The 12,449-nt window shown below is 45.6% G+C and carries 14 protein-coding genes; 12 read left to right on the top strand and 2 right to left on the bottom strand.

The annotated features are described in order from the left end of the window. Nucleotides 1–24: 24 nt before the first annotated feature. Nucleotides 25–210, bottom strand: a complete 186-nt coding sequence (locus D5S11_RS09800; protein WP_007409129.1) for a YjzD family protein — start codon at nucleotides 208–210, stop codon at nucleotides 25–27. Between the two features lie 260 nt (nucleotides 211–470). On the opposite strand from D5S11_RS09800, the gene D5S11_RS09790 reads away from it, so the two are divergent. The 4 genes from D5S11_RS09790 to D5S11_RS09775 all read left to right on the top strand — a co-directional run bounded on the left by D5S11_RS09790 (nucleotide 471) and on the right by D5S11_RS09775 (nucleotide 3,101). Next, entirely contained in the window at nucleotides 471–1,205 is a 735-nt protein-coding gene (locus tag D5S11_RS09790) for a hypothetical protein (RefSeq protein ID WP_007409127.1), read from the top strand. Between the two features lie 82 nt (nucleotides 1,206–1,287). Next, nucleotides 1,288–1,854 (top strand): Rossmann-fold NAD(P)-binding domain-containing protein, encoded by a 567-nt coding sequence (locus D5S11_RS09785; protein ID WP_007409126.1) that lies wholly within the window; start codon nucleotides 1,288–1,290, stop codon nucleotides 1,852–1,854. Nucleotides 1,855–1,943: 89 nt separating this feature from the next. Further along, nucleotides 1,944–2,897, top strand: a complete 954-nt coding sequence (locus tag D5S11_RS09780) for a BMP family ABC transporter substrate-binding protein (protein WP_007409125.1) — start codon at nucleotides 1,944–1,946, stop codon at nucleotides 2,895–2,897. A 12-nt stretch (nucleotides 2,898–2,909) separates the two neighbouring features. Beyond that, nucleotides 2,910–3,101, top strand: a complete 192-nt coding sequence (locus D5S11_RS09775) for a ComZ family protein (RefSeq protein ID WP_007409124.1) — start codon at nucleotides 2,910–2,912, stop codon at nucleotides 3,099–3,101. A gap of 28 nt (nucleotides 3,102–3,129) precedes the next feature. Here the strand turns inward: D5S11_RS09775 and D5S11_RS09770 are convergent, their stop codons facing one another. After that, nucleotides 3,130–3,348 carry a hypothetical protein gene (locus tag D5S11_RS09770; protein ID WP_007409123.1) on the bottom strand — a complete coding sequence of 73 codons (219 nt, stop codon included), beginning with the start codon at nucleotides 3,346–3,348 and terminating at the stop codon, nucleotides 3,130–3,132. Between the two features lie 166 nt (nucleotides 3,349–3,514). Here D5S11_RS09770 and D5S11_RS09765 point away from each other — a divergent pair, with 166 nt between their 5' ends. The 8 genes from D5S11_RS09765 (at nucleotide 3,515) to opp4C (ending at nucleotide 12,387) form a co-directional block, all read left to right on the top strand. Then, a complete protein-coding gene (locus D5S11_RS09765; protein ID WP_007409122.1) occupies nucleotides 3,515–4,453 on the top strand; it encodes a beta-ketoacyl-ACP synthase III in 939 nt (312 codons plus the stop codon). 22 nt (nucleotides 4,454–4,475) lie between these two features. Next, nucleotides 4,476–5,714 carry a beta-ketoacyl-ACP synthase II gene (gene fabF, locus D5S11_RS09760; protein ID WP_108725050.1) on the top strand — a complete coding sequence of 413 codons (1,239 nt, stop codon included), beginning with the start codon at nucleotides 4,476–4,478 and terminating at the stop codon, nucleotides 5,712–5,714. Between the two features lie 82 nt (nucleotides 5,715–5,796). Further along, entirely contained in the window at nucleotides 5,797–6,582 is a 786-nt protein-coding gene (locus tag D5S11_RS09755) for a DUF2268 domain-containing putative Zn-dependent protease (protein WP_020955630.1), read from the top strand. A gap of 173 nt (nucleotides 6,583–6,755) precedes the next feature. Then, a complete protein-coding gene (locus D5S11_RS09750) occupies nucleotides 6,756–7,742 on the top strand; it encodes an ABC transporter ATP-binding protein (RefSeq protein WP_007409119.1) in 987 nt (328 codons plus the stop codon). After that, a complete protein-coding gene (locus D5S11_RS09745; RefSeq protein WP_003155053.1) occupies nucleotides 7,739–8,728 on the top strand; it encodes an ABC transporter ATP-binding protein in 990 nt (329 codons plus the stop codon). The genes D5S11_RS09750 and D5S11_RS09745 overlap by 4 nt, the downstream gene beginning before the upstream one ends. 77 nt (nucleotides 8,729–8,805) lie before the next feature. Next, nucleotides 8,806–10,434: a peptide-binding protein gene (locus D5S11_RS09740; protein WP_007409118.1), complete on the top strand. Its 1,629-nt coding sequence runs from the start codon at nucleotides 8,806–8,808 to the stop codon at nucleotides 10,432–10,434. Between the two features lie 66 nt (nucleotides 10,435–10,500). Then, nucleotides 10,501–11,451 (top strand): ABC transporter permease, encoded by a 951-nt coding sequence (locus D5S11_RS09735; RefSeq protein ID WP_003155051.1) that lies wholly within the window; start codon nucleotides 10,501–10,503, stop codon nucleotides 11,449–11,451. Between the two features lie 21 nt (nucleotides 11,452–11,472). Next, a complete protein-coding gene (opp4C, locus tag D5S11_RS09730; protein WP_007409117.1) occupies nucleotides 11,473–12,387 on the top strand; it encodes an oligopeptide ABC transporter permease in 915 nt (304 codons plus the stop codon). Nucleotides 12,388–12,449 lie beyond the last annotated feature (62 nt).

The raw sequence follows: 12,449 nt of genomic DNA, 5'->3' as shown, positions 1-12,449 counted from the left end.
CTGCTGAATAGCAGGTTTTTTTATTTAATGCTGGCTTGCATCCTGTTTGACAGGCATGATCTCCGCAAGAACAAAGACTAGCACCGCAATAACCACGGCAATAACGGATGATTGCTTGAAATTGTACGCCGCGCTGTTCATGGAGGCGACCAAATAACAGGCCATATGTGTTAAAAGGAACGTCCAAATAAAACCGATAATAAACCGCACGTTTCCACCTCGTCCTTCATTTTATTCTACGTTGTATCATACCATACATAAAGCGCGGGCGGAAGGTCATTTTCTCATCAAAAAGCGCGCCTGAAACTGACATTTGCCCGCCTGTCCGGCCGTCTGATGGAAAATTCGGTTCCTGTGCTCGGGATAATAGCCAAAACATAGCAGCAAATAGGAGTTTATCCGATCCGTTTTCATTCTTCTTACATATGATAGCCAATAGAGAGATTAGGAGTAAAAGGAGGCGGGCAGGCATGGGGATTACGGAAAGATTTTTCCAATTCGGATCTGAGCTGAACGTCATCCATCTGCCGTATCGGCCGAATGGCTTCTGTATCTTTATTCTGGGGGACAGAACCCACTTTGTCAGCCGGGACTCAAGCTTTTGGCTCGAACATGAAGGGAGAAACCAGCTGTTAAATACGATGCTTGACAGAGGATACACCATTTTTAACAGCAATTTATACGGACGGCATTGGGGTTCGGAAAAAGCCGTCCTTTACGCCAGACAGCTGATTCATTATGTGCTGAAACAAGAAATCCTCAATCCGAAAATACACTTGCTCGCAGAAGGCATGGGCGCCCTTATCGCCGATCAATTGCTGCAGTCTTCAGCGGAGCATATCCGTTCAGCCGCAATGTTAGATCCTTGTCTTGACCTTCAAGCCCATTTTGAATCAGAGAAAGAAAATAAGTTTTTTTATAAGCAGTTTCTGAGGGAAACGGCACAGAGCTTCGGTGTTTCTGAAAAAGAGGCAAGCTCACTGAGCTATCAGACCATTACCGGCTGCCGCACCCGCGTGCCGGTACATATATGGCAAAGAACGACCGGAGCGCCGTACCCGTACACCCTGCATGCGAATGCGTATAAAGAAGCCCGGGAAAAGACCGGAAGCAAGACTGATATCACGTATCACCTGCTTGAGAACCCTGCGCGTATGTACAGAGCCATCTGCCGGTTTTTCCGCAGTCATGAAAAAGACCTGTAATGAATAGAATACAACAGCCATCTCTTTTCAGAGGGCTGTTTGGCTTGTGTGCGAATGAAAAACCGGAAAGGCGGCAGATGTGATGAAGACAGCGCTGATCATTGGAGCAGATGAATTTCTCGGCCTTTCATTGTGCGAACGGTTGATGGATGAGGGTGTGCATGTTGATGTCATTTTGGCAGAACCGGAGGACAAAACGAGGCAGCTGTATTTAGAAGAACGTTTAATGTGGCTCGCGAGAAACGGGCTTTTTCAAATAATAGATGAAATCGGTGAAAAGGAATACGATCGTATCTGCGTTCAATACGGGAGCGGGTGTCTGCCTGAAGAAAGGGCTGAGCCTTTATATTGGATTGTTTACAGTGAGGATCACGGAGACTGGGAAAAAAACGGTCAGCGGGATACGGCAAAAGCGATTATCCTTCCTCCCCTTTACGGTCCGTGGACAGAAGCAAAAGAAGATGGCGAAAGCAGGATCTTTTTAGAAGACGCAGTCTGCGGGCTGATGAATCAGCTTGAGGCATACGGCACAGAAGACGAAAATCAGATTATTACCCTGGAAATAAAAGAAAAAACGCAAAAAACGGAAGCGGAAGAAAAAATTAAAGAATGGAAAAGACAATTTTCATCAATATTCGACATTTTTTAAGAAATACCTTCCATGTTATGTGCATTACCGCTACAATAAACGTATATCAATTATACATGTTATGAGTTTGAAAAGGGGTTGAACATGGCTTGATCACCAGGCTTGTCATGATCTTTTCTGTCCTCCTTTTATTGAGCGGATGCGCACAAACTCCGTTTAAAGGAAAAATTGAGAAGGTCGGAATGCTTTTTCCCGATACTATCAGTGACTTAGTATGGGGCACAAAAGGTTACAAAGGTTTATTAGCGATACAATCTGAATTTAACGTTGACGTTTATTATAAAGAAAATATCAGATCCGATGAAGATATTTTAAAAGCGATAGATGATTTTCATAAAAAAGGAGTCAATCTTTTATACGGGCACGGAAATGAATACGAGGAAATCTTCAATATGATCAGCAAGGATTATCCCGACATGGAATTCGTCGTCGCAAACGGAACGGCGAAAAGCGATAATGTCACAAGCGTTCATCTTATGGGAGAAGCAATGGGTTTTTTCGGGGGAATGACAGCCGCCCATATGTCAAAAACCAATGAGGTCGGCGTCATCGCCTCCTTTTTGTGGCAGCCTGAAGTAGACGGCTTTATCAAAGGGGCGAAATATGAAAAGCCTGATATCACCGTCAATACTGAATTTACGGACCACTGGGATAACGGCAATGAAGCGCTGCATCTTTACGAGAAGTTAAAAGCGGAAGGCACGGATGTTGTATATCCGGCCGGAGACGGGTATAATGTTCCTGTCATTCAGCAAATCAAAAAAGACGGGCTTTACGCCATCGGCTATGTCGCCGAGCAATCGAATCTCGGCAAAAACACGGTGCTGACAAGCACGGTGCAAAACGTAGATAAAGCCTATACATTAATTGCCGAGCAATATAATAAAGGTACGCTCAAGAGCGGAGATCACAACTTTGATTTCAGGGAAGGAGTCGTTGAAATGGGGACGTTCAGCCCTCTGGTGGACAAAGCATTTCAAGACAAAATCTCAGACCTTGTCAAAACGTATAACCGAACAAATGAACTGCCGTCAAATGAATAGAGGTGGATACACATGCAGCATGAAAAGTCTCTTGAATTTATGCAGATCGCGATGAAATACCTGCCGGAAGCAAAGGCGGAGCTTGAGAAATCCGGCATAGATCTGTCTTTGGAAATGATTCAGCCGTTTATGGACCTGTTTACATCGGTCATGGCGGAAGCGTATGAGCTTGGCAGATCTGATGCCGGGGAGCTGAATAAATAAAGAGAGCCACTTTTCATGAAGTGGCTTTTCACATGATTTTTTTCTTTATAGCGGACACCATCGGCGCGAAGTCTTTAAATACAGGCTTTAATTGATCCAGAGAGTTCATGATGGACCCCAGCTGATTCATCACGTGGTTGTAATCGATCTCTTCTTCGTTTTCAGCCTGAGGCTGCTCCGGGTTTTCTTCCGGTTCTTTATCCCGGTCTCTGGAATCGCCGAACATCATTTTGGAGAAAATATCCATAGTGAAGCCTCCTTTCGTCTTCCTTTTATTCTATGAGGAGCAGCGTCCGATAGTTTAGACGAATATATTGCCAACAGAAAAAAAATAGGGTAGAATTAGTACCTGATACTAATAATTGATCATAACTAATTAGTTTTAAATTCATTATAAAAAAGGAGTCTTTCCAATGAAAGCTGGAATTCTTGGCGTCGGCCGTTACATCCCGGAAAAAGTGCTGACAAATCATGATCTTGAACAAATGGTAGATACATCGGACGAGTGGATTCGTACGAGAACAGGTATAGAAGAAAGAAGAATCGCCGCGGAAGATATGTATTCATCCGGCATGGCCGCTGAGGCTGCGCAAAAAGCGCTTGATCAGGCCGGCATTTCCGCTGAGGAGCTTGATATGATCCTCGTGGCGACGGTTACTCCTGACCAGTCTTTCCCCACCGTTTCCTGTATGATACAAGAGAAGCTCGGGGCCAAAAAAGCGTGCGCGATGGATATCAGCGCCGCATGTGCGGGTTTTATGTACGGTATCGTAACCGCCAAACAATTCATTGAATCGCAAACATACAAACATGTCCTCGTGGTCGGCGTGGAAAAGCTCTCAAGCATTACCGACTGGGACGACCGCAATACGGCTGTGCTGTTCGGAGACGGAGCCGGAGCGGCGGTCATCGGACCGGTCAGCGACGACAGAGGCATACTGTCATTTGAGCTCGGAGCAGACGGTACAGGCGGTCAGCACTTGTACTTAGATGAAAAAGGGCATACAATCATGCATGGAAGAGAAGTATTCAAATTCGCCGTCCGGCAAATGGGTGAATCGAGTGTAAATGTCATTGAAAAAGCCGGCCTCTCCAAAGAGGACGTAGACTTTTTGATTCCGCATCAGGCAAACATCCGCATCATGGAAGCGGCACGGGAACGTTTGGAGCTTCCGGTTGAAAAGATGTCTAAAACAGTCCATAAATATGGAAACACATCCGCAGCATCCATTCCGATTTCATTAGTAGAGGAACTGGAAGCAGGCAAAATTAAAGACGGCGACGTCATCGTCATGGTCGGTTTCGGCGGAGGATTGACATGGGGCGCCATAGCAATACGCTGGGGACGATAAAAAAAGGTGAGGTGCACACAAGATGAGTAAAAAAAGAGTAGTCGTTACAGGGCTTGGAGCCCTGTCTCCGCTTGGAAACGACGCCGAAACAAGCTGGAAAAATGCAATCGGCGGCGTATCCGGAATCGGACCGATCACACGTGTGGAATCGGACGAGTATCCGGCGAAAGTAGCTGCTGAACTGAAAGATTTCAATATTGAAAATTACATGGATAAAAAAGAATCGCGAAAAATGGACCGCTTCACGCAATACGCTGTCGTAGCCGCGAAAATGGCAGTTCAAGATGCCGGTCTGAACATCACAGACGAGATCGCGCCGAGAGTCGGCGTTTGGGTCGGGTCCGGAATCGGCGGTCTTGAAACGCTTGAATCCCAATTCGAAATCTTCCTGACAAAAGGGCCGAGAAGAGTCAGCCCGTTCTTTGTTCCGATGATGATTCCGGATATGGCGACAGGCCAAATCTCAATCGCTCTCGGAGCAAAAGGAGTCAACTCCTGTACGGTGACGGCATGTGCGACGGGAACGAACTCTATCGGTGACGCGTTTAAAGTCATTCAGCGCGGCGATGCCGATGCGATGATTACGGGCGGAACGGAAGCGCCGCTGACAAGAATGTCATTTGCGGGCTTCAGCGCAAACAAAGCCCTTTCTACAAATCCTGATCCGAAAACGGCAAGCCGCCCGTTTGATAAAAACCGTGACGGCTTTGTCATGGGAGAAGGCGCGGGGATCGTCGTGCTTGAAGAGCTTGAGCATGCCCTTGCCCGCGGTGCGAAAATCTACGGGGAAATTGTCGGCTACGGCTCAACGGGTGATGCCTATCACATTACCGCGCCTGCCCAAGACGGGGAAGGCGGTGCGAGAGCGATGCAGGAAGCAATCAAAGATGCGGGCATCAAGCCTGAAGAAATTGATTACATCAACGCTCACGGCACAAGCACGTACTACAATGATAAATACGAGACAAAAGCCATTAAGACCGTTTTCGGTGATCATGCGTACAAGCTCGCCGTCAGTTCGACAAAATCAATGACGGGTCATTTGTTAGGCGCTGCCGGAGGAATTGAAGCAATCTTCTCCGTCATGGCCATTAAAGACAGCATTATCCCGCCGACGATTAACATCGAAACACCTGATGAAGAGTGTGATTTAGATTATGTACCGGACAAAGCGCGCGAGCAGGATGTCAACATCGTTCTCAGCAACTCGCTCGGCTTCGGCGGACATAATGCCACTTTGATCTTTAAAAAATATCAATAATACAGTTTTGACCGGCTGCCTGAAAAAGGTGGCCGGTTTTTTTGTGTGTGCATATGATAACAACAAGAGGAGGCGAACCGGTATGAGCGTCAAGCAGACATATCAATGGATGGAAAAGGCGGCATCCGTAAATGATCTGGCCCCGCATCTTTTGCCGCTTTTTGCAGGGGCCGATAAGAAAGAGTGGAAGCCGATACTCGGGATGCTGCAAAACCACGGCATGTTCCGCCATTTGAAGGACGGCGTTAGGACCAGTAAACGGCTGAAAGAAAAAGGATGCTACAGCCATATTCAAAAGGAGGAAGCTTATTTAAAGGAGAAGTGGAACGGGCCGGACGTGCCGATCGTAGTTTTGCCCGTCGATGAACGAAACCGGAAAATCCGTCAGGAATTCGGATCAAAATCCGGTCTGGCCTTTCGGGACAAAATGTTCCTCTTTCTATCGTCGGATAGTTCCAATTCAGCTGTATCCGCCCTTATGACACATGAATATAATCACGTCTGCCGGTTAGAACATGTGACAAAGGACGAAAAAGACGAGACATTTCTTGATACAATCATGATGGAGGGGCTGGCAGAATATGCTGTATATGAGCGGTTCGGCTCAAGTCTTACGGCGGAATGGACGTCCTACTATACGCCTGAGCAGCTTGATTTTCTGTTTGAAAAAAGAGTCAAGCCGAACCTCCGCTTAACGAGAGACAGCAGAATGTTTTCCCAGCTGTTATACGGAAAAGGATACTTCCCCTCAATGCTCGGCTATGCCGTCGGATTCAATATAGTAAAAAAATATTTAACCGGCCATCAAAAAACAGTAAAAGAAGCATTGGCCATCCCTTCAAAAACCTTTCTGGAGGCAACGCTTTAATAGATTAAAAGAATGGAAATTATTTAAGGATATTACATTTATCCTAAAAAATTCTTGCTTTTGTAATAATGATGTAATAATATACAACTATAAAATTTTTCGACTATTCTATATTTTGTGATAGCGAAACGTATGTTTCCCTCTGCTTCAGCGGAATGAGAAAGGGGCGTATCATGAGCACACTATTAGAAGTGAATAATTTAAAGACCTATTTTTTCAGAAAGAAACAGCCGATCCCCGCAGTCGACGGGGTTGATTTTCACATTAACAAAGGCGAAACCGTCGCTCTTGTAGGAGAATCCGGCTCGGGCAAAAGCATCACCTCGCTTTCTATTATGGGACTTGTCCAAGGCTCGGGCGGAAAAATTATGGACGGCTCGATTAAGCTTGAAGGCAGGGACCTGGCCTCCTTCACCGAAAACGAATATTGCAAAATCCGCGGAAATGACGTCTCTATGATCTTTCAGGAGCCCATGACTTCCCTGAATCCGGTGCTGACCATCGGCGAACAAATTACCGAAGTGCTTGAATACCATAAAAAAATGAATAAAAAAGAAGCGGCTAAAAAAGCCGTTGAGCTTCTGGAACTCGTCGGATTCTCCAGAGCGGAACAAGTAATGAAAGAATATCCGCACCGTCTTTCCGGAGGGATGAGACAGAGGGTGATGATCGCCATTGCGCTCAGCTGCAATCCGAAGCTTCTGATCGCTGATGAGCCGACGACGGCGCTTGATGTGACGATACAAGCCCAAGTATTGGAGCTGATGAAAGACCTCTGCAAAAAATTCGATACTTCCATTCTGCTGATCACTCACGATTTAGGTGTGGTTTCCGAAGCCGCCGACAGGGTGATCGTGATGTACTGCGGACAAGTCGTAGAGAGCGCGAGTGTGGAGGACTTATTTTTAAACCCTCTTCATCCGTATACCGAGGGGCTGTTAAACTCCATACCGGTGATAGATGGAGAGATTGATACATTAAAAGCGATCAAAGGCAGTGTCCCGACACCGGATAATCTTCCGGAAGGCTGCCGATTTGCCCCGAGGTGTTCAAAAGCGATGGACAAATGTAAAACAGGGCAGCCGGAGCTGATAACGCATGAAAGCGGCCGTTCTGTAAGATGTTTTTTATATGAGGAAGAGGGTGCCCAATCAAAATGACAGCTGCAGGCCAAGAAACGATTTTAGAGCTGAAAGACGTAAAAAAATATTTCCCGATCCGCTCCGGTTTTTTTCAAAGGAAAGTCGGTGATATAAAGGCTGTTGACGGTGTTTCTTTTTCACTGAAGCGCGGGGAGACGCTCGGCATCGTCGGTGAATCAGGATGCGGCAAATCAACGGCGGGAAGGACGATGATCCGTTTATACAAGCCGACAGACGGCCGGATTCTTTTTAAGGGTCAGGATATCTCCGGCTTATCTGAAGAAAAGCTGAGAAAAAGCGTCCGCAAAAACATCCAGATGGTCTTCCAAGATCCCTTCGCATCCCTTAACCCGAGGAAAACGCTGCGTTCCATTATTAAAGAGCCGTTCCAGACTCACCATATGTACAGCATGAGCGAGCGGAACGAGCGAGTGGAGGAGCTGCTGGCGAAAGTCGGCCTTCATCCGAGCTTTGCAAACCGCTATCCGCACGAATTTTCCGGAGGGCAGCGCCAGCGGATCGGGATTGCGCGGGCTCTGACGTTGAATCCCGAGCTGATTATTGCGGATGAACCCGTTTCCGCACTCGATGTCTCCATTCAGGCCCAGGTCATCAATCTGATGGAAGAACTGCAGGATGAATTCAACCTGACCTATTTGTTTATTTCTCATGATTTGAGTGTTGTCCGCCATATCAGCGACAGAGTCGGCGTCATGTATCTGGGAAAAATGATGGAGCTGACCGATAAACACGAGCTGTACGGCAATCCGCTTCACCCTTATACGCAAGCGCTTTTGTCTTCAGTGCCCGTCACGAGAAAAAAAGACGCCGTCAAGCGGGAACGAATCATCCTGAAAGGAGAACTGCCAAGCCCGGCAAACCCGCCGAAAGGCTGCGTGTTCCACACGCGGTGCCCGATGGCCAAACCGATCTGCAAGGAACAAATCCCGGCATTTGAAGAAGCCGCTCCCGGCCATTACGTCGCTTGCCATTTATATGCCTGAAATGACAAGCATCGAGAGGGGGTATGCCGGATTACATAACCAGTTTGCTGCATATATATCACAAAGGGGGAATTGATATGAAATTACGTAAAAGCGCACTGATGATGCTAAGTGTTTTTATGGCGTTTGCCATCTTCCTGTCAGCCTGCTCCGGCTCAAAATCCACAAGCACCGAATCCAAACCGGCAGGAAAACCGCAAAAAGGCGGAGATTTGGTTGTCGGGTCAACCGGGGAACCCACACTTTTTAATCCACTTTATTCTACTGATGTTGCAAGTTCTGATATTGAAGGAATGCTTTACAGCACATTATTGGAAACTGATGAGAAATTAAACGTCAAGCCGTCGCTGGCTGAAAAAGTAACAGAAGCTGACGGGGGATTAACGTATGATGTAAAACTGAAAAAAGGCGTTAAATTCCATGATGGAAAAGAGCTGACGGCCGATGATGTTGTTTTCACCTACAGCATCCCTCTTAACAAAGATTACAACGGTGAGCGTGGCTCGGGTTTTGAGTCCCTTAAATCCGTAACGAAAAAAGGAAAATATGAAATTCAGTTTAAAATGAAGAAAAAAGATGCCTATTTCTATAATGTCGTTCTCGACAGTTACGGCATTTTGCCTAAACATATATTGGGTAAGGTCCCGGTTGCAGATCTGGGAGAGAATGAATTTAACCGTAAAAATCCAATCGGTTCCGGTCCGTTTAAGTTTGTTGAGTGGAAAAAGGGCGAGTATGTCAAACTGGAAGCAAATGATGATTACTTTGGCGGCAGACCTTACCTTGATACAGTGACAGTAAAAACAATACCTGATTCTAACGCGGCCGTGGCTCAGTTAAAAGCGGGGGATATTGATTTCTTCGTTGTGCCGGGCACAGATTTTGATACGGTTAAAACGTTTGGAAATGTGAAGGTCAAATCTGACCTTGGTTTAAACTACAGCTATATCGGCTGGAATGAGAAAAAAGAGATCTTTAAAGACAAAAAAGTGCGTCAGGCATTGACTTACGCTCTTGACAGGCAGGCAATGGTGGATCAAGTGCTGAACGGAGACGGTAAGGTAGCGGATGTTCCTGAGAGTCCGCTGTCATGGAATTATCCGAAGTCTAAAGTGCCGACATTTGATTATAATCCGAAAAAAGCAAAGCAGCTGCTAAAAGAAGCCGGATGGGAAGACCATGACGGTGACGGCTACCTTGATAAAGACGGAAAAAAATTCTCATTTGAAATTAAAACGAATCAAGGCAATAAAATTCGTGAAGATTTAGCTGTTGTCGTTCAGCAGCAATTAAAAGAAGTGGGAATCGAGGCTAAACCGCGAATTGTTGAATTCAGTGCGTTAATCGAACAGACAAGTGCCCCTAATTGGGATTATGACGCTCTTCTTCTCGGATGGAGTCTTGCAACGTTCCCGGATCAATTCTCTATCTTCCATTCAAGCCAATCGAAAAACGGGCTGAATAATATCTGGTATAAAAACCCGAAAGTCGATAAGCTGCTTGAAGAAGCGAAGACAATTACAGACAGAAAAGAATACCAAAAGAAGTATGAAGAGATATACAAATTGATTGCTGAAGATCAGCCGTACAGCTTCTTATTCTATTACAATTACCACAGAGCGATGCCGAATAATTTACAAGGTTATGTATTCCACCCTAAAAATGACTTGTACAATATTGAAAAATGGTGGCTGGATCAAAAATAGCAAAAGCCCTGGAGAGGGAAGGAGGTTCCTTTCCTCTCTTATCCTATTTAAAAAGGGGACAAGAACATGGTTACATATATTTTACGGCGAACATTAATGTCCTTGCCGATTCTCTTAGGCATTACAATTTTGTCGTTTGCCATCATGAAAGCAGCGCCGGGAGACCCGATGTCACTTATGATGGACCCTACAATCAGTCAAGCGGACAGGGCGAAATTCATTGAAAAATACGGGTTGAATGATCCGGAACCTGTTCAATATGTGAAATGGCTGGGGAATATGCTGCAAGGGGATTTCGGGACTTCTATCGTCAAGAAAGGCACTCCGGTTTCTGAACTTATCTTATCCCGCTTACCGAATACGATTGTGCTTATGCTTTTCTCAACCCTTGTCGCTCTTCTTATTTCTATTCCATTTGGTGTTCTGTCAGCGAAACGTCCTTATTCAAAATTGGATTACGGGATAACTGTTACTTCATTTTTAGGGCTTGCCATTCCGAATTTTTGGTTCGGTTTGATTTTAATCATGGTTTTATCTGTAAATCTGGGGTGGTTTCCCACTGGCGGAGTAAGCACTTTGAATGCTGACTTTAACATATTTGACCGATTGCATCACTTGATTCTGCCTGCTTTTGTGCTCGCTACGGCAGACATGGCAGGGATAACGAGATACACAAGATCCAGTATGCTTGATGTGTTAAAACAGGATTATATACGAACGGCGCGTGCGAAAGGATTCCGAGATAATAAAGTAATTTTTAAACACGGTTTGAGAAACGGACTTCTTCCTGTCATCACTATTTTTGGTCTGATGATACCGTCATTTATCGGGGGAGCGGTAGTGGTAGAACAGATTTTTACTTGGCCGGGTCTCGGTAAATTGTTTATTGATTCAGCCTTTTCGCGGGATTATCCGGTTATCATGGCCATGACGGTCATTTCAGCTGTTTTGGTTGTGGTGGGGAATTTAATTGCGGACATCTTATATGCGCTGGTTGATCCCCGCATTGAATATTAACAAAGAGAGGTGAGAGGTCAAATGTTACAGCCAAATACCGGCACACCCCCCAGCGAAGTAAAATTAAAGGAAAATATTCAATCCAAACCGGAAACAATGACGAAGATTTTTTTCGAAAAGTTCTTTCAAAATAAACTAGCTGTAATCGGAGCCGTTATATTAACCATCATCATCTTGTCAGCCTTATTCGCTTCGGTAATCGCTCCTTACTCTCCGGAGAGTCAATCTCTTATCAATCGTTTGAAGCCGCCGAGCTTAAAACATCTAATGGGAACTGATAAATTCGGAAGAGACATCTTTACGAGGGTTCTGTACGGGGCGCGCGTCTCCTTGCTTGTCGGATTCGCTTCTGTGATCGGCGCGATTACAATCGGGACAGTTGTCGGAGCCGTTGCCGGATATTTTAAAGGGATTGTCGATGCCGTTCTCATGAGAACCGTTGATATCGTATTATCCATACCTGATATATTTTTGCTTATTACACTTGTTACGATTTTCCAGCCCGGAATGGATAAATTAATTTTAATTTTCTCCCTTACAGGCTGGACAACAACGGCACGTCTTGTCCGAGGGGAGTTTTTATCGCTTCGTTCCAGAGAGTTTGTATTAGCTGCAAAGACGATCGGTACAAAAAATCATCACATCATCTTTTCTCATATATTGCCGAATGCGCTCGGACCGATTATTGTCTCAGCCACATTAAAGGTGGGAACGGTTATTTTGGCGGAATCTACATTAAGTTATCTCGGTTTCGGGATTCAGCCGCCGATCGCAAGTTGGGGCAATATGCTTCAGGATGCACAGAACTTTACGCTTATGATTCAGGCTTGGTGGTACCCGTTATTCCCAGGGTTGTTGATTCTTCTTACCGTATTGTGCTTTAACTTTGTCGGAGACGGGCTGCGTGATGCGCTTGATCCGAAAAATGTGAAATGATCTCCCGGACGGAACGGGAGATTTTTTTGTTGCGATGCAGTCGGAAATCCAGCTCCGTAATG

The sequence above is a fragment of the Bacillus sp. L75 genome (assembly GCF_003676355.1).
Taxonomy (GTDB): domain Bacteria; phylum Bacillota; class Bacilli; order Bacillales; family Bacillaceae; genus Bacillus; species Bacillus velezensis.
This window is presented reverse-complemented; position numbering and strand designations above follow the sequence as displayed.

Excerpts from the sequence above, each read along its gene's own strand:
- D5S11_RS09790 (WP_007409127.1), top strand. The coding sequence starts at position 471 with ATGGGGATTACGGAAAGATTTTTCCAATTCGGATCTGAGCTGAACGTC.
- D5S11_RS09785 (WP_007409126.1), top strand. The coding sequence starts at position 1,288 with ATGAAGACAGCGCTGATCATTGGAGCAGATGAATTTCTCGGCCTTTCA.
- D5S11_RS09775 (WP_007409124.1), top strand. The coding sequence starts at position 2,910 with ATGCAGCATGAAAAGTCTCTTGAATTTATGCAGATCGCGATGAAATAC.
- D5S11_RS09770 (WP_007409123.1), bottom strand. The coding sequence starts at position 3,348 with ATGGATATTTTCTCCAAAATGATGTTCGGCGATTCCAGAGACCGGGAT.
- D5S11_RS09765 (WP_007409122.1), top strand. The coding sequence starts at position 3,515 with ATGAAAGCTGGAATTCTTGGCGTCGGCCGTTACATCCCGGAAAAAGTG.
- fabF (WP_108725050.1), top strand. The coding sequence starts at position 4,476 with ATGAGTAAAAAAAGAGTAGTCGTTACAGGGCTTGGAGCCCTGTCTCCG.
- D5S11_RS09755 (WP_020955630.1), top strand. The coding sequence starts at position 5,797 with ATGAGCGTCAAGCAGACATATCAATGGATGGAAAAGGCGGCATCCGTA.
- D5S11_RS09750 (WP_007409119.1), top strand. The coding sequence starts at position 6,756 with ATGAGCACACTATTAGAAGTGAATAATTTAAAGACCTATTTTTTCAGA.
- D5S11_RS09745 (WP_003155053.1), top strand. The coding sequence starts at position 7,739 with ATGACAGCTGCAGGCCAAGAAACGATTTTAGAGCTGAAAGACGTAAAA.
- D5S11_RS09740 (WP_007409118.1), top strand. The coding sequence starts at position 8,806 with ATGAAATTACGTAAAAGCGCACTGATGATGCTAAGTGTTTTTATGGCG.
- D5S11_RS09735 (WP_003155051.1), top strand. The coding sequence starts at position 10,501 with ATGGTTACATATATTTTACGGCGAACATTAATGTCCTTGCCGATTCTC.
- opp4C (WP_007409117.1), top strand. The coding sequence starts at position 11,473 with ATGTTACAGCCAAATACCGGCACACCCCCCAGCGAAGTAAAATTAAAG.